16 protein-coding genes are annotated in these 17,175 nt (G+C 47.9%); 7 read left to right on the top strand and 9 right to left on the bottom strand.

What is annotated here, in order from left to right:
- Positions 1 to 33 precede the first annotated feature (33 nt).
- From G8759_RS28625 to G8759_RS28635, 3 genes are all read right to left on the bottom strand, one after another.
- Positions 34 to 417, bottom strand: a complete 384-nt coding sequence (locus G8759_RS28625) for a VOC family protein (protein ID WP_167216103.1) — start codon at positions 415 to 417, stop codon at positions 34 to 36.
- A gap of 51 nt (positions 418 to 468) precedes the next feature.
- The gene (locus tag G8759_RS28630; RefSeq protein ID WP_167216105.1) at positions 469 to 858 is read right to left on the bottom strand and encodes a helix-turn-helix domain-containing protein; all 390 of its coding nucleotides are present in this window, start codon (positions 856 to 858) and stop codon (positions 469 to 471) included.
- A 64-nt stretch (positions 859 to 922) separates the two neighbouring features.
- A complete protein-coding gene (locus G8759_RS28635) occupies positions 923 to 1,282 on the bottom strand; it encodes a hypothetical protein (RefSeq protein WP_232073980.1) in 360 nt (119 codons plus the stop codon).
- Between the two features lie 256 nt (positions 1,283 to 1,538).
- On the opposite strand from G8759_RS28635, the gene G8759_RS28640 reads away from it, so the two are divergent.
- From G8759_RS28640 to G8759_RS28665, 6 genes are all read left to right on the top strand, one after another.
- The gene (locus tag G8759_RS28640; RefSeq protein ID WP_167216109.1) at positions 1,539 to 2,468 is read left to right on the top strand and encodes a sugar phosphate isomerase/epimerase family protein; all 930 of its coding nucleotides are present in this window, start codon (positions 1,539 to 1,541) and stop codon (positions 2,466 to 2,468) included.
- 162 nt (positions 2,469 to 2,630) lie between these two features.
- Positions 2,631 to 3,557: a bestrophin family protein gene (locus tag G8759_RS28645; protein WP_167216112.1), complete on the top strand. Its 927-nt coding sequence runs from the start codon at positions 2,631 to 2,633 to the stop codon at positions 3,555 to 3,557.
- A 615-nt stretch (positions 3,558 to 4,172) separates the two neighbouring features.
- The gene (locus G8759_RS28650; RefSeq protein WP_162386600.1) at positions 4,173 to 4,310 is read left to right on the top strand and encodes a hypothetical protein; all 138 of its coding nucleotides are present in this window, start codon (positions 4,173 to 4,175) and stop codon (positions 4,308 to 4,310) included.
- Entirely contained in the window at positions 4,310 to 4,678 is a 369-nt protein-coding gene (locus G8759_RS28655) for a hypothetical protein (protein ID WP_167216114.1), read from the top strand. Before G8759_RS28650 ends, G8759_RS28655 begins: the two co-directional genes overlap by 1 nt.
- 98 nt (positions 4,679 to 4,776) lie before the next feature.
- A complete protein-coding gene (locus tag G8759_RS28660) occupies positions 4,777 to 7,887 on the top strand; it encodes a lantibiotic dehydratase (RefSeq protein WP_167216116.1) in 3,111 nt (1,036 codons plus the stop codon).
- A 92-nt stretch (positions 7,888 to 7,979) separates the two neighbouring features.
- On the top strand, positions 7,980 to 8,165 hold the full coding sequence (locus tag G8759_RS28665; RefSeq protein WP_167216118.1) for a hypothetical protein: 186 nt from the start codon (positions 7,980 to 7,982) through the stop codon (positions 8,163 to 8,165).
- Positions 8,166 to 8,248: 83 nt separating this feature from the next.
- Here G8759_RS28665 and G8759_RS28670 read toward each other — a convergent pair whose 3' ends face one another.
- From G8759_RS28670 to pdxA, 5 genes are all read right to left on the bottom strand, one after another.
- Positions 8,249 to 9,406, bottom strand: a complete 1,158-nt coding sequence (locus G8759_RS28670; protein ID WP_167216120.1) for a sensor histidine kinase — start codon at positions 9,404 to 9,406, stop codon at positions 8,249 to 8,251.
- Positions 9,403 to 10,581 carry a sensor histidine kinase gene (locus G8759_RS28675; protein WP_167216122.1) on the bottom strand — a complete coding sequence of 393 codons (1,179 nt, stop codon included), beginning with the start codon at positions 10,579 to 10,581 and terminating at the stop codon, positions 9,403 to 9,405. The genes G8759_RS28670 and G8759_RS28675 overlap by 4 nt, the downstream gene beginning before the upstream one ends.
- Positions 10,578 to 11,354 carry a LytR/AlgR family response regulator transcription factor gene (locus tag G8759_RS28680; RefSeq protein ID WP_167216124.1) on the bottom strand — a complete coding sequence of 259 codons (777 nt, stop codon included), beginning with the start codon at positions 11,352 to 11,354 and terminating at the stop codon, positions 10,578 to 10,580. Before G8759_RS28680 ends, G8759_RS28675 begins: the two co-directional genes overlap by 4 nt.
- Before the next feature lie 268 nt (positions 11,355 to 11,622).
- Positions 11,623 to 12,510, bottom strand: coding sequence for a YicC/YloC family endoribonuclease (locus G8759_RS28685; RefSeq protein WP_167216126.1), 888 nt, complete (start codon positions 12,508 to 12,510; stop codon positions 11,623 to 11,625).
- Between the two features lie 131 nt (positions 12,511 to 12,641).
- A complete protein-coding gene (pdxA, locus tag G8759_RS28690; RefSeq protein WP_167216128.1) occupies positions 12,642 to 14,204 on the bottom strand; it encodes a 4-hydroxythreonine-4-phosphate dehydrogenase PdxA in 1,563 nt (520 codons plus the stop codon).
- 135 nt (positions 14,205 to 14,339) lie between these two features.
- Here pdxA and G8759_RS28695 point away from each other — a divergent pair, with 135 nt between their 5' ends.
- Positions 14,340 to 15,278, top strand: a complete 939-nt coding sequence (locus G8759_RS28695; protein ID WP_167216130.1) for a 2-hydroxyacid dehydrogenase — start codon at positions 14,340 to 14,342, stop codon at positions 15,276 to 15,278.
- Positions 15,279 to 15,330: 52 nt separating this feature from the next.
- Here the strand turns inward: G8759_RS28695 and G8759_RS28700 are convergent, their stop codons facing one another.
- On the bottom strand, positions 15,331 to 17,124 hold the full coding sequence (locus tag G8759_RS28700; protein ID WP_167216132.1) for an IPT/TIG domain-containing protein: 1,794 nt from the start codon (positions 17,122 to 17,124) through the stop codon (positions 15,331 to 15,333).
- Positions 17,125 to 17,175 lie beyond the last annotated feature (51 nt).

The following is a 17,175-nucleotide window of genomic DNA, read 5'->3' on the forward strand; positions in this document are numbered from 1 at the left end:
TATAGTCGTCATGATACCGGGCTATCATGACGACTATACTTGTACCAACTGAATATTATTACCACAGGTGTCATCAAAGACAGCCAGTGTAACAGGCCCCATTTGCGTCGGTTTCATGCTAAAAACGACTCCTAAATTCACCAATCGTTCATATTCTCGCTGAACATCGTCGACGTGAAAAGCTGTTAATGGAATGCCTGCTTTAAAAAGGGCTTGCTGATAGACTTTAGCCGGTTCAAAACCCATTGGTTCCAGAACTACTTCAACCCCATCCTGTTCCTCCGCAGAAACAACGGTGAGCCATTTATGCTCGCCCATTGGTATTTCTGTCTTTTTAAGGAAGCCCAACACATTGGTATAAAATGTTAACGCTTTCTCCTGGTCATCGACCAATATACTGGTTAGCTTTATTTTCATCGTATTTGCCTATAGTCCAATCGATGCAAGAATACGGTACGCTTTCAGGAGTCACTTCTTCAAAATTGCTTTTTTTGCCTGATAAGCCGCAGGCGTAGTGCCAGTAATTCGTTTAAACAGGCCGGTAAACGAACTAACACTATTGAAACCAACTGCAAAGCAAACGTCCATCACCGTACTATCTGTCATCAAAAGTTTTTTAGCCTTCTCAATCCGAATAGTGGTTAGATACTGATGGGGTGTTCGGCCATACGCATTTCTGAAAAGCCGGGCAAAGTGGTATTTCGACAGGAAGGCTTTCTCGGCTATATCTGTCAGTTTGAGCGATTGAGCATAATTCAGGTCAATAAATTGCTTTGCCTGAATGAGCTGATCGTAGATATAGTCCTTAAGAAAGCATGCTTCCTTGATTTTCACCAATTGCTGCTGATAGTATGTCAAGGGGGTAATTCTGGTTAGTTGATGTCTTTTGCCAAAGTAACAACAGGAATCGAAAATAGATGGTCTATTTAGGTTTTTCTTCCTTCGGTTTGAGCGTACCTCGGGCAATGGGTTCCGGCTTCGATTTTGGTGTGATAAATCGAAGCAAGGTTGCCGTTGGGAACTCAGCCTTGGGCGATTTGGTGATAAGCAGTTGATAGGACCGTGTGCCAATGACCAGATTATAGTAGGTCATATTCTGACCCGATTCCTGAGCCAGTCCCCAATTGGCAATGGGCTCCTTCTCCAGCAAGGTTTCGTCTTCCTCCGACAGGGCGGTGAAGACCGTATCGGGCTGGAAACGTTTGCCCGTGATGTCCTGAATGGTCGAAACGATGGCAGATGGTGCTGGCGATGTCGATGAGGCAGGCTTTGTTTGAGCCATCGCAAACACGGTTATTAGCCATATGGGGAATATGTTGAGTACTATCTTCATGTTTTCTACGAAGGCTATGTTAGTCAATAAAAGCAGATCCAATGGCTTTCAATTTGTTAGCCTTTCCATACAAATACTTCTGATTAGCAAAAGTTGTTTTAGTCTTACTTTGTTTTACGCCTGTAAAATCCAGAAAATCAATACCATAAATTGACCTTGATCATATATTTTGAAATCACGCTTTTACGCTAACCTCCTCACCCCTATGAATAACCCAGGCCGAAGAACTTTTCTTAAAACCGCCGTTGCCAGTTTACCCCTCATGGCAACAGCGCAAACAATAGCGTCGGCACAGGAAGCAATTGCTGGTAAAAAAACTGGTAAATCAGGACCCATCCGGTTAAGCTGTAATCTCTATTCGTTCAATGAACCGCTCATGAGCGGCCAGATGACACTCGACGATGTACTGACATTTTGTTCTGAGCTTGGCTTCGACGCCGTCGATCCCACCGGGTATTACTTCCCCAAATATCCGGCGTTACCCGATGATGGTTATCTCTACCAGATCAAACGAAAAGCGTTTCGGCTGGGGCTCGATATAAGCGGGACCGGCGTACGCAATGATTTTACGCTACCTGATCTGGCCCGCCGAAAAGCGGAGATAGAGTTGGTCAAAAAATGGACTGGAGCAGCCGCCCGGCTGGGCGCGCCTGTTATACGTATATTTTCGGGTACGGGAAAAGAACTCCCAACCGGATACAATCGGCAGGAAGTCACGACCTGGGTCGTTGATGCCATTCGCGAATGTACAGATTATGCCGCTACTCAGGGCGTCATGATCGTGTTACAGAACCATGCCGATTTTATTGAGACGGCCGATCATGTTTTGGATATTGTGCGCCGAGTTAATTCGGAATGGCTGGCGGTAAACCTGGACATTGGCAGCTTTAAAATTGGTGATCCTTACCAGCAGATTGCCATTGTGGCACCCTATGCCGCTACCTGGCAGGTCAAGGAAAAACTGTTTGTGAACGGTCAGGAACAGGAAACCGATCTGAACAAAATTATGCAAATTGTTCGCGAATCGGGCTACAAAGGTTACCTCCCCATCGAGACGCTTGGCAAGGGCGATCCACGTGTAAAAGTGCCGGCCTTTTTCGAAAGGGTGAAGAAAGCGTTAACGGCTGCGGGCTAAGTACAGTCAATTCTGACCAGGCATACAATAAACTCACGTCTACATTTAGTTGACTACGAAGCCCAACAATAGCCATTTATGGGCGTATGACCACATTTTTGGGCAAACCCATAGTGGTAATCAGAAATTCGGCAATTATCTTTCGTTTTTCCTGAAACGGTAATGATTATTTACGACGCGAAAGATTGGGGTGAGGCAATCAAGCATTTCCACACAAGTTATGTCATTCAGGTTCTTCTTCGACGAGTCGCCTACGTTGGCGGCTATGGCGTAGTTGTCACGCTGGTCGATCAATACGTGGTCAACGTTGAGGTGCCTATCGATGGCATTTTCTTTTCATTATTAGGTATCCTTTTAAGCTTGCTGCTAGTTTTTCGAACGAACACGGCCTACGACCGCTTTTGGGAAGGGCGTCGCCAATGGGGTGCGCTCGTTAACACCAGTCGCAATCTGGCGGTTTTGCTCGATTCGTTGCTGCCTGACAGCGATAAGATAAACCGGCTCTTCTTTGCCCGTACTTTATCCAACTTTGCCCTGGTACTCAAAGGGCATTTACGAACGGGCGTAGACATGGGTGAATTGGCAAAAACCGACGACCAGGACCCTGATGCCCTGAAACAGTATGCACACATTCCGAGCCGAATTGCCGCTTTGCTGATGCGTCGGTTTCAGGTGTTGAAACAACAAGGCATCGTCAGTGATGTTGATTTGATTACCGTCCGGCTTTACCACCAGGCCTTGCTTGACATAACGGGGTCGTGTGAGCGGATCAGAAAAACGCCAATTCCTTTTTCTTACAGCTTTTTTATCAAATTATTTATCAGTCTTTATTTGCTGTTGTTGCCACTGGTACTGGTCGATAAGTACGAATATTATATTATCGTGGCCACCATCCTGGCGGCCTATGCGCTACTGGGTGTCGAAATGATCGGCGATGAAATTGAAGATCCGTTTGGCCTGGACTGTAATGATTTACCGCTTAACCAGATTGCCCAAACGATCCAGCGGAATATGCATGAAATCCTGGCGGTTCCGTCAGCGACCAGCGTCAGCCCCAAACCAGAAACTAACTTCATGAAAGTAAATTAACTGGAAAACGTTAGTCCTGAAGAACCAGAGCTGTCGACATAATACTGGACCCGAACGATCTGTATCGGGCAAAAAAGAGCCAGGGGTTGTGTCCTAAAGCCTGTTCATTTCATACTGGAAATCGTAAACTCCTACCAAAATTCCGCCAATCGAAGAACATTGGTTCTCCGTTATGTTCAGGCTCCCCTCCTGATACGTACTCACTATTGGGGCTTCATTCAATCATAAAAATTGCGGCCTCGCTGGATTCCGTGGTGGGGATACCCATCGCTCAACGTACAAATACAAGTGAAATACCAATTTATCGGGATCGGCTAAGAGCATTTTTGCTTCTGCCCTTTTAATATCCTATTTTAATAGTGCGGTCAATTTTCCAGTTGCTTCGATGGAATTTAAAGCCATACTGTACTAGAACTTTTTACGGGTTAAGCACCTATTGAATTTTTCTATTTTCTATTCGTCTATAAAAACCGAGCATTCATCGAAGGTTGCCAACCCACCGGTCTAAATTAGTTGATTACCCCCTCTTCAGGCTATTACATTTGAATCATCAACCAAGCCGGTAGATAGCCAACCCGTTAACTAATCTATTTCTAACTTTTAACTTTTTGTGTCATGCAAGCTCCAGCTCAAAACAACCGCCTGTCAGTTAAAGTGCAACGCGTAGTCAACCTGAATGCGATAGGCACAAATACAGCATCGACCAAATCTGGTCAAATCTGCGATTGGTTCACGATTGGCACGGCTCGCTAATGATCAATACTATTCGCTGCTCACTGGTCAATTACGACGGGGGTAGCCAGGCGCTGCTTCAGCAGTATATTCGTCGGGCTGGTTGTCAGGAATTAACCCTGACAACCAGTCTGATGGCATACCCAGAGGAAATCAGCCCTGTTACCGAATCAGATTTAATTTTCCTGCATCTGGCCTCGCCCGAAGAGTTGGTGCAAAATGACTTAGCCGTCCGGCTGAAACAGCATCAGGGCGTGGTGATCACATCGCCATTTCCCAGACAGCAATTTCCGGATTTGTTTACCCAACCCTTTGCCTTTCTGACAGAACCTTTCTCGTTTGCTCAGTTCAACAAATGTTTAACCGCTTATTGTCAGGCGACTAGTTAATTCCAACTAGTTTAATTTTTTATTAACAAAGTGCGTTTTTATTAAACTCTTAAAGCAGAAAGAAATATATTAGAGGGTAATACCAGACCGTCTAGTATATGATCCAACGTTTAGATTTTTTTGTCCTACGACGCCCGGTTTTTTCTGTCGACTCCCTGCACTCCCGTTACCAGCTACTTCGGGACAATCCCGCTGCTCTACCCGATCTACTCCGTGACTGGTTTAGCTCTCCGCTTCAGCAGCAAGCTTTAGAAACAGCTTCTCCCCAATTGTTTGCCCGAGTTCAGCGATGGCTGGCGGGCGAGTCGCTATCCGACGAAGCAAAAATTATCAATACGCTCCATAAGTATTTAATCAGAATGACTACCCGGAGTACGCCCTATGGCTTATTTGCCGGGTGCACAATCGGCTCGATCGGTAGTACCACTCAATTTCAGGCTGGATCATCGGCAACCATCGCCCCCCACGTTCGTTTAGACATCGACTATTTACAATCCATTAAAGACTGGCTTCTGGACCAGCCTGATATCAGGCGCCAGCTTCGGCTTTTTACCAATTCAACGCTTTATCTGGCTGGCAATTACTTTCGCTTTATCGAGCAACAGCTGGAAACAACCGGCCGTACTTACTTTATCAGCGCCGTTGGCCGGGATGATTTACTGGCTGACCTGTTTTCATTTGCTCAGCAGGGTGTAACGGGTGATGACATTGTCGATTTTCTGAATACCCGATACCAGGTTACGCCCGATGATGCGGCACATTATGTGAGTGAACTAATTGACAGTCAGCTTCTTGTTTTTGAACTGGAGCCATCGCTCACCGGCGATCCCTACCTGACTGCGATGCGAAATCGGTTAGCTACGCTTTCCCGGTCGCTCTCTGTTTTATATAGCCAACAGGTTATCGAGGAAGTAACTAGCCTGTTAACGACCCGACCTCTTCAACTGCCGACTTTACTAAATTACCTCGACGAGCAGGGTATCAACAAGCCTGGCAGCGACCTGATTCAGATTGACACAGCCTGCGCTGGCGACCAGTACCAGTTAAGCGAACGCTGGCTCAATAACCTTCAACGCCAATTAAATGTATTGCTGGTTCTAAACCAGCCCTTTCATAGTAACGATCTCGATGATTTCAGGCATCGTTTTTATACCCGTTACGAGGAAGAAGAAGTGCCGCTGGCCCTTGCTCTGGACCATGAGATGGGAATAGGCTATGGCAACAGCTCGACCTTAGGCGTAGGCAGTGCTCCGATGATCGATAGTCTGTCGTTACCCGGCAGCGCGGTTCATCCGGCTACCTCGTTAACGGAGTGGCAGTCATTCGTTTTAACCCGTTATACAGAAGTGCTTCGTTATGGGCAGGGCGAGATCGTACTAACCGACTCTGACCTCCAGAAAGTTGGCGATCAGGGCAACAGGCAACAGACGCTTCCTTCGAGCTGTTATGCGTTTGGTACTTTGGTAGCTTCCTCGGCTCAGGCAATCGATAACGACGATTATTTATTTGTTTTATCGGGTTTTAGAGGCCCATCGGCCGTCAATCTAATGAGCCGGTTTAGTGAGTCCGATCCTGCTCTGGCTGAGTGTATCCGAAACTGCGCCCGGCAGGAAGAAGACCATCATCCGGATGTAATTCTGGCCGAAATTGTGCACTTCCCCGAATCCAGAGCCGGTAATATTCTGGTGCGGCCGGCACTGCACCAGTATGAAATCCCCTACTTAGGCCGGGCTTCGGTTGATGCCGACCACCAGATTCCACTGTCGGATCTCTATGTATCCGTTCGCAATAACCGGCTGATTCTACGGTCAAAGCGGCTCAACAAACGAGTCATTCCGCGTTTATCTAACGCTCATAATTACCAGGGTGGGCTGCCAGTTTATCAATTTCTGTGCAATCTTCAATACCAGGACGCGTATCTTGATCTGCACTGGAACTGGGGCTTGCTGGCACAACAGGCTTACCTGCCCCGCGTTCGGTATAACCACATTGTGCTGAGCAGAGCGACCTGGCAAGTAATGGCCAAACAATTCACGCTCAACGACCCAAACCGGCTACGCGAACAACTGAACGATATTGGTCTGCCGCAGGAGTTTATGATTGTCAGTGGCGACAATGAACTTCGTATCGATCTTCGGGTGGACGCCTGTGTTCAACTGTTAATTCAGGAGTTAAGGCGGGGAATTACACTGCGTCTGGTCGAGTGTTTGACTACGCCAGAAAGCTGTCCTGTACGCGATTCCGACAATCAGGCCTTTACTCATGAACTGGTTCTTCCCTTTCGGAATTCATCGGCATTGCCCTACGCGCCAATCGATGCGGCAACGGCCGACATACCCCAGCGCCGATTCTCGGTGGGTAGTGAATGGCTCTATCTAAAAATTTACGCTGGTGAAAAAGCGTCTGACATTCTGCTGGTTGATGCCCTTTACCCGGCTATTCAGGAGCTGATTGAGCAGCAAATTGTAACAAAGTTCTTTTTTATCCGATATAAAGATCAGGACCCCCACCTGCGTCTGCGGTTCCACGGTAACCCGTTTATTGAGTTTTATCATTATGTAATCCGGCGTATCGAGAAAGCATTACAACCTTACGTACAAAGTGGTATTGTTCATAAAATTCAGACCGATACCTACCAGCGGGAACTGGAACGGTATGGCATGAAAACGATTGCTACATGCGAACACGTTTTCCACCACGACAGTCTGAGCACGCTTCAGTTTATGAGCCAGACCGGCGACAGCTTCGACGAAAATCTGCGCTTTGCTTTTGCCGCTCACAAAATAGACCGGCTGCTCAAAGGCATGAATACCACAATGGACGATTGTCATTCCCTTCTCAACCTTTTGAAGGAGCGTTTTTTCGTGGAATTTAACGGCGATGCCAATCTACGTCAGCAACTAAACGAGCGGTATAGAACATATAAGCCACTTCTTGAACAGGCATTGAGCCGCCCATTTCCACTGGCGAACGGCCTGGAAGACTGGGCCGACCAACAGCAGCCTTTACTGGTTACGCTGGGTCAGACGAATCAGTCCAGCTCTCATTTTCAGACACTGGCCGGAAGCCTGATCCACATGACAATCAATCGGTTATTTCCTTCCAAACAACGGGCGTACGAACTGGTACTTTACCATTGTCTGGCTAAATTCTACGATTCGCAACGAGCACGACAACAAACCGCAACGCGCCAGTTGACAGACTCCTAAATTATTCGGACAGCGAATGAGTTAGTCACGGGGCTTATTGAACAGACACTGTATAAGGGCGAAATTTGGCTATACATAAACCCCTGATAGCCATGAAAACAGTAATCCTTAACAAGCAGAAAAATAGTGCATCCCGGTCTGGTGATTTCCTGTTTATCGACGAGAGTGACGGCATTTTCGACGACAACTGGATCGTTTCAGCGAACGATCTTTTTGGCTCCTTTAACCCAATTGGCGAAGGACCTGATATGATCACCTTCTACGATCGGGCCGCATGACTACTAATCCTTTTACGAACAAAAAGCTCCTCAATTGTATACTGAGGAGCTTTTTCACTGGAATACTGGATGAAGTGAATCGCCTACATGTATTGGACAGGCGCGAGCTGAATAAAGAGCGAAATGGAATAACTATCTTCTGATTGTTCCGTTTCGATACGATGGGCTTCCGGATAAAGAAGCGCAAGCCGTTGACGCACATTGGGCAGATCTACACCACTTGGCTGACGATCGAAAGCCGATCGATTACCAGACGTCACTAAACTGTTTTGTACTGTAAAAACCAGCGTGTCCGACTGGTCAAGGTGGGCTTCGACCCAAACGTAGGCACCTTGCTGTGTTCCACCAATTCCGTACTTAAAGGCATTTTCGACGAAAGCCAGCAAAATCAGTGGGGCAATGGTCAACCCACTAAAATCCCCTTCACTACTAAACAGGATCTCAATGCGCTCTCCATGCCGGGTCTGCTCCAGCTGGAGGTAATTTTCGATGTATTCCAGTTCCTGATCCAGCGTTACGATCTGGGCATCGGCCTCATAAAGGTTGTAGCGCATCAACTCCGCCAGACGCAATACAAGGTCGGCAGCTTCTTCGTCTACGTCGATAATCCGAACATAGATGCTATTCAGCGAATTGAATAGAAAATGCGGATTGAGCTGAGCTTTGAGTAATTCCAGTTCAAGCAGCTTATTTTCATTGTTGATACGCAGATTATCTAACTCTGTTTGCTGGCTGTTCTGGCGCTGGTTCAGGTAGTAACGAATCAATTGTACAAACAGGAACGGGCTTGCAAAAAAGTAGGGCGTCCCCAGAACGATAGCAATTGTCCTGGGCGTATGAAGCCAGCCAGCCATACCGGCCTTATAGATCGAAAACCAATAGTTTAACTGAGGATATACGCTTTTTGTCAGTATAGTTTCAGGTATTCGGGCTGTCTGCTGAATAAGGGGATAGCTTATATACATCAGGCAGTAAATCAGTGCGAAAACAGCGATCGACAAGCCCGTAAGCCATAGCAGTCGGCCACGATACAGGTATCGGGGAAATAGCCAGTGCGCATAGAGTTCATAGGTCAGTATGGTTAAGCAGGAAGTCAATAAGGATATGATCCAGAAATAAGGCTTCTCAGCTGGTTTAAACGTTGGTGCTTCTATGATTGGTGTCAGCCCTAAAATAAGTAGCCAGACTAATCCGCGACGGGCTGTCTGGCGTAGCCAGGAACGATCGGCTGCTCTGTTCATTGGGCGGTTGATTGAGCTAAGTTACGAGGGGCACCTACCCGAGTCAAATCGATACGTAAGGTGACCCGGTAATACTGATCCGTAATATCGTGCTCAATGCTATGATGATCCGGATATAACAAAGCCAGCCGTTTCTTAACATTCGGCAAACCGACGCCCCCCGCCTTTCTGGCAACAACAACGGTTGGCCCCTGACTGATGCTGTTCTCGACCATAAAGAGTAGCGTATCAGCTTCTAAGGCAACTTTCACCAGTACGTAAGACCCTTCGGTACCCGACCGGATTCCATGCTTGAAGGCATTTTCTACGTATGTACCCAGCAGCAATGGAGCAATCAGGTAATCTGCCAGATTCCCACTCACGTCTACGTCTATAAAGAGTCGATCGCCATGCCGGGCCTGTTCAAGCACAATATAGCTTTGAAGGTAGTCGATTTCCTGTTGTACCAATACCTGCGCTGCGCTCGCCGTGTCGAGGTTATAGCGCATAAGTTCAGCCAGGCGCAATACCATATCGGCGGCTCCGTCGTCAGTACCTACCACATGCGAATAAATGCTGTTGAGTGTGTTAAACAGGAAATGGGGACTCACCTGCGCTTTCAGAAAATCCTGTTTTAGAACAGCATTATCACGATCGAGCAATAATCGATTCCGGGTCAACTGGAATTGTTGTTGCCGTAAAACAATCGTGTCTTTAATGACTTTGATCGTTAGAAAAATAAAGGGGGAGAAAATACTAAAAACAAAATTCCACAGAAATACGCGTAGGGATACAAACGGCCCGAACCAGCCGCGCCCATCGAGAAATGTTCGAATTTGGCTAACATAATGAATGGCTTTGGGCTGCGTTGGCTCAACAGCAAGAACAACAGCCCGATTAATGAGGTAAGCCCCCCAGAAACCCAGCATAATCCAGAGTAGCAGCCACCCCAGGCGACGTTTATACAGCAGACGGGGTAGCAACCAGTACCCCATCAAATAGTAAATAAGCAGGTGCTGCGTAAGCAGGTTAACGCTGAACCAGGTGAACGTTGGCCAGTCATTACCGACTGATAATGAGGCCATACTCAGGGCAACGGCAACAATTAAGCTAACGATCAGAATTCGACCGACGCTACGAAAAAAGCGTTGATGTCGAATAAACGTAGCAATCGCCCGGTCGAGTAGATTTTTCACATAAGATTCTCTTTCATGGCTTTCCATACAGACTCCCGGTAGGTGACACCAATTGGTACGCGTTTCCCATCAGTTGTTGTGATCAGATTCCCATCTATTTCCCGAATGGCCCCTTTTCGGACAATGTATGATCGGTTTACACGCAGAAACTGGGCAGATGGCAACATCTCCTCAATTTTTGTCATGGTCATGTGCGTGACAATGGTGCGGGTGGGCAGGTGAATGGTAAGATAATCCTTCATGGCCTCTACAAACACAATTTCTTCCGGTAAGACCTTAATCAGCTTTTTATCTTCTTTGACCAGGAAGAAATTAGCCGGTGCCGGTTGATTAGTAACTGTTTCTGTGGTTCGGCTGGTCGGTTGCGGGTTCAATGAAGGCAGACTGACCATTGGTGCGGCCGAGGGCTGTAGTTTAGTTACGGCTTTGTTGATGGCTCTTAAAAAGCGGTCGAAAGCAACGGGTTTCAGCAAATAATCCAGCACCTCAAGCTCAAAACCTTCTACCGCATATTGCGGAGAAGCCGTTACCATAATAACCTGGGGGCGGGGCAAACTAAGGGATCGGAGAAATTCAATTCCTGTCATTTCGGGCATTTCCACATCGAGCAGGATCAGATCGGGTTGCACCTGTTGTATTTCCCAGAGCGCATCGACGGCATTGTAACTTTGGCCAACCAGTTCCAGAAATGGAACGCGCTGAATAAATTTTTCCAGTACAGCCCGCGCTGGTTGTTCATCATCAATAATAAAGCATTTCAGAGTCAATGCCATAGAATTAGTAGCCAAGTAGCAAGGTAATTCTTAATACTATAAAAAGGATACAAAATTTAGGCTTATTATAAAAATAGACTAGCTAAAATAGCTATAAGTAACTAAATAATCCATAACGGGAATAGAAATCATTTTTCGATCATAACCCACTGGTATTCAGCCTCTACCAGATACATTTATTCCGTGGCCGATACACCCTGATCCCGCAGTAGGGTGTATCGGCCACCGGTCACCAAACAGGTTCAATTTCACAAACAAAGGATCTATTCTAGATCACATTCATCGTCTGTTCCTTGATCTTTTCCAGTTCATCTTTCATCTGTACCACAAACCGCTGAATGGCCGCGTCATTGGCTTTTGACCCTATCGTGTTGATTTCGCGGCCAATTTCCTGCGAAATGAAATTCAATTTTTTGCCGTTTGCCTCTTCGGTAGAAAGCACTTCCAGGAAATAAGCAAGGTGATTCTTGAGCCGGACTTTCTCTTCTGAAATATCGAATTTTTCGACGTAGTAGACCAGTTCCTGCTCAAAGCGATTATGGTCAAATGTTTCGCTGTCCAGAAGCTCTTTCACCGAATTACGCATCCGATCACGTACTGCCGGAATCCGTCGAACGTCCTGCTGTTCAATGTCGTCCAGCCGGTCGGTAATGGTTTGAATGTATTCCTGAAATTTACTTTCCAGCACAGCGCCATCCTGCCGGCGGAATTCATCGCATCGACGAATAGCTGCCTGCACCGCGGCCAGCACCGTATTCCAGTCCGATACATCAGCCGTTGGATCGGCCGACTCGGTCATGTAAGCATTTGGCTGCTGCAATGCTAATTGAAGCACATCACTGTCAGAAACACTCATCAGCATGCCGTTGGCGGTTTCTTTTATGTCATGAACGTAAGCCGTTACCAATGGCCGGTTAATTGTCACACCCGGTCGTAATCCGCTCGTGCGGGTGAGATTAAGCGATAACTCAACTTTGCCACGCTCCAGCTGTTGGGTCAGCAAGGCCCGCAAGTCAATTTCTTTATCGGAGAACTGCCGGGGAAGGCGGCAATAAATATCTAAAAATTTAGAATTCAGTGTTTTAACTTCAGCCGTTACAGATAAGCTACCAGCTTCTACTGTTGCGTTGCCAAAGCCGGTCATGGATTTAAGCATTTGAAAAGAGTTTAGTACGTGCGGTAGTTAGTTTTGCGATCCTCGGTTCACAGTAAGCCGACGCAGGCAATAAGTAGTGCGCCAGTTTACCGTAAATTCAAACCTGTAAACCAACTACCGTAAATCAACGATTATTTTTCTATGGGTTGCTTTTTAAGTGCATTTTCCTCTAAATCAGCAAACTCCTTTCGCTGACGGGCCACGTCAACAGCCGTGTAAATAGCCTGTAACATCGATGTCTCATCAGCCAGATTTTTACCCGCAATATCATAGGCGGTTCCATGGTCGGGGGAGGTTCTGACAACAGGCATTCCAGCCGTAAAGTTTACCCCATCCTCAAAGGCAATAGCCTTGAACGGAATTAACCCCTGATCATGATACATAGCCAATACGGCGTCGAACTTGGTATAGCCCCTTGTTCCGAAGAAACCATCGGCTGGGTAGGGGCCAAACACCAACTGGCCTTTATTACGCCATTCGGCAATAAGTGGCTTAATTACTTCCTGTTCTTCATTGCCCAGTAAACCTTCTTCCCCAGCATGTGGATTGAGGCCCAGTACCGCAATTTTCGGTTTTTCAATGCCAAAATCCTGTTTGAGCGATTGCATCATCAGGGTTAACTTTTGCGCAATTCGCTCCCTCGTTACGTTCTGCCGAACACGACCAAGGGGAACGTGTCCCGTTACAACACCGACCCGAAGCCGTTCGCTGACCAGAAACATCAGATTGTCCTGAACACCAAACTCCTGCGCCAGATATTCAGTATGGCCCGGAAATTTAAATTCTTCCGACTGGATGTTGTATTTATTGATCGGCGCGGTTACGAGGGCATCCAGCTTACCATCTTTCAGGTCGTCGACGGCGCGTTGCAGGCAGGCCAGCGCGGCTTGTCCGGCATCGGCCGTTACCTGACCGGGCTGAATGTCCTGATTCTGATCGGGCCAGCACGTAATGACGTTCGTCATTTTGTGGCTGATTTGCCCAATCGTCGGTGCTCCGTTCAGGTTCCAGTCTTTCAGATTCAGCAGATTACGGTATCGATTCAAAACCCGCATCGACCCGTAGATAACGGGCGTACAGATTTTTTGCAGCCGATTGTATTGCAGAGCTTTCAGAATTACCTCCGGACCAATGCCATTGTAATCTCCCAGGCTGATGCCGATAACCAGACGATCCTCACGGCCGACGACACTCCCATCGCGGGGTGTACGATCCTGCAATCCTCCATCCCGGTCCGTACGCCCTATATTTTCGGGCTGATGGCTTTCCTGATTCACTGATTCACGGGGTTCTGACGCATTTCGGTCACGATTTCCATTGGCACGGTCTCTGTCGTTTGGGCGAGAATTGTTACGAGGATTTTGGCCTTCCTCGCGCGATACCCGTTCCTGCGATCCCGCATCACGTGGCCCTCGGTCTGGTGGTCCAGCATCCCGCTCATTGTTGCGGTTGTTCTTTGGATTTTCGTCCCGCTGTCCGCCTGTACGGCCATTTTGCTGGCGATTCTCCCGCTGGTTCTGGTTACGCTGATTCGCATCCCGCTGATTTGCTGAACGTTGGGGCGTTTCACGCTGATCGGCCGATGGCTTTGCATTGGCTGATGGGGGGGTATTGGCTGGCCGATCACCCGATTTTGGGCCGGTTGATTGGGGTGTACGAGCTTCGTTTGGATCGTCGGATTGGCGTTGTTCCATCTACTTTTGTTAGTTTCGCCAACTAGTTTGAAAGGACGTTGGAAACTTGATCTTGATTACTGGACTCATTCAATCCATTCGTTAAGATTCAGCGTCCAATGTCTGTAATTGACGCAAGTTACGAAAACCCCACGGATGTCCCAGAATCAGCGTTCTATTCTCATTGCCGACGAAATGCACCCGTCGCTCTTTGCCATGCTCGATGAGGCAGGCTTTATGTATGACTATCAACCAAAAATCACGAGAGAAGGGCTACTTAATCAGTTAGCTCCTTTCAATGGACTCATTATTCGAAGTAAAACAACGGTAGACGAAGAGATTTTAAGTAAGGCTCCGAATCTGCAATTTATTGGCCGGGCAGGTGCCGGTCTGGATTTAATTGATCTCGATGCAGCTGAACGCCGGAATATTCGCGTGTTTCATGCGGGTGCCGGAAATCGGGATGCGGTGGCCGAACATACGGTTGGTATGCTACTCGGTTTACTGGCCAACATTCTGAAAGCAGACCATGAAGTTCGGCAGGGCATCTGGGACCGTGAAGGCAATCGGGGTTATGAACTGGGGAGTCTGACGGTTGGTCTGGTTGGCTATGGTAATAATGGAAGTGCGACGGCCCGTCGGCTCAGCGGCTTCGGTTGCCGGGTGTTGGCTTATGACAAATACCTGACAAATTACGGCGATGCGTTTGTCCAGGAAGCTACGCTCGAACAAATTATTGCCGAGGCCGACGTGCTTAGTCTTCATGTGCCATTAACCGACGATACACGGATGATGATTAACGATGCGTTCATCGACCAATTTGCCAAACCGTTTTACCTCATCAACATTGCACGGGGCGAAATCACCTCCCTGTCGGCACTGGTTCGCGGCCTGGAAAGTGGTAAAGTGCGGGGAGCGTGCCTAGATGTACTGGAGAATGAAAAATTAGCGAAGCTCACTTCCGAGCAGCAGGCTTCGTTCGATTACCTGCGTCAGTCGAACCGGGTCGTTCTGACCCCTCACATTGCCGGATGGACGCATGAAAGCTATGTCCGAATCAATGAAGTGCTGGTCAAAGATTTGATGAACGTGTAAAACTGAATGGGGTAGTGTCGGACTCTAAAATTGATACTACCCCGGTGTTTATTTATTTTTCGGGCGTAAAATTCGCACTCGTACAGGACGCTCCGGCCTCCGTAGTCAGGCAAATCTGCCCCGCCACAGCCCCCGTTGGAACAGTTACGACTAAAGACCTACCCGAAATTTTGAAGGTAGCGGGTAAAACACCGCCATTGAATTTTACGGCTGTCACGTTCGCCAGATTCTGACCCGTAATGGTTATTTCTTCACCTGCTTTAGCCGTTTTGGGCGTAAAATCGGCAATAGTTGCCAGTCGAAGAACGGTAAATGTATCCGTAAGTACAGACTCATTGGTTGCATTGAGCACTCGAATCGGGCCGGTCTGAGCATCCGATGGTACCAGAATCCATCGCTCCGTATCTTCATTCTTGCCCCCGTCAGCAGCCGGGGTTGTTGTACCGGTAAAGTAAAACTGAGCGTTCAGCAGGAAATTGCCCCGCACAACGACGCGTTCGCCGGAACGTGCCTTGGCCGGAATAAAGTCGGTAATAACCGCTTTTTGCACCACTATCAGCGGCTGACTGGTGGCAGTTCCGGCCCGGTTCGTGACCGTAACCACACCGCTAACCGCATTGGCCGGTATGCTGACAATAATCTGCGAGCCTTCAATACTACTATTGATGGAAACGACCTGTCCACTAACCCGAACTTCTGTTGTCCTGTACAAATACTGCCCGGTTATCGTAATGGGTTGCAGACGCAGCTGGCGGACTGGGGTTATCACCAGATTTGACGGAGCCACGTAAAAGAAGAATGGATCGGCTGCGGTAGCGTTCCCGCCAACACTGGTCACTGAAACCGTTACTTGCCCCGGCGATCCCAGATTCGGCACCGTTGCTTCAAGTTGCGTATCACTGATGACACGGAAGGGAACGGATGCGGTCCCAAACAATACGCTCGATACATCACGTAAATTAAGCCCGGTCAGTATAATTTTATCGCCTGTAATGCCGTCTCGTGCGCTCAGGTTAGCCACAGCTGGCTGCAACACAATTTGTAAGCTATCGGCGCTGGTAGCCACCAGCTTTTCAAATACCGTTACGGTAACTTTACCAGATGTGGCATTTGTTGGGATTACCGTACGGATTTCGGTGTCTTTAATACTTGTCTGATTGCGGTCGGTCGTTAATCCATTGATACGCACCAGACCATCCAGGAGGTTTTGCCCCTGAATAATAAGTTCAGAACCAGGTTTTGCTCTTTTCGTTGATATACTGGTGATTTGCGGTGTCCCGGCTACAATAAATCCAGTGAAGGTTTCTCCGCCTTTGGTCGTAACAACAATATTGAGTGGCCCATGTGGTATTTTTTCCGGCACGACCAGTGTCAGTTTGTTGGCCGTACTGTCTTTAACGATGGGCGGAGTCTGTTCGAACCGAAGTGACTGAATCTGGTTTAAATAGCTGCCGGTTATGACGACTTCTGTTCCCGGCAAACCGTTACTTGGCGTTATCGACGTGATCACAGGTGGTGGCTGCAACACATTGAGTGGCAGGGGGTCTGATGTGCCTTCGCTGGTTTGTACCCTGACCTGCGTAATACCCGGCGCTATCAGCGGCACCGTTACCCGAATGCTTTGTTCCGATGAGCCCAGAATCTGACCAACAACCGCCGAACCGGCTCCCCCAAAGGTGACAACGGGTTCATCGCCGAACTGATAGCCTCCCAGCGTAATCTCCTGACCAACATAGGCTTCCTTGGGCAACAGTGTCGCTAGTTCTGGCGGGGCATTTTTGACACGGCAAGCCGATATCCCGAGTACTAAAAAAAGGAAAGCAAAAACAACGGAAACTAACTTCATAACTGGCAGAGGGCTCTTTCGCCCGGAGCAAACATTCGTTGCGGTGTAGTA

The sequence above is a fragment of the Spirosoma aureum genome (assembly GCF_011604685.1).
Taxonomy (GTDB): Bacteria; Bacteroidota; Bacteroidia; order Cytophagales; family Spirosomataceae; genus Spirosoma; species Spirosoma aureum.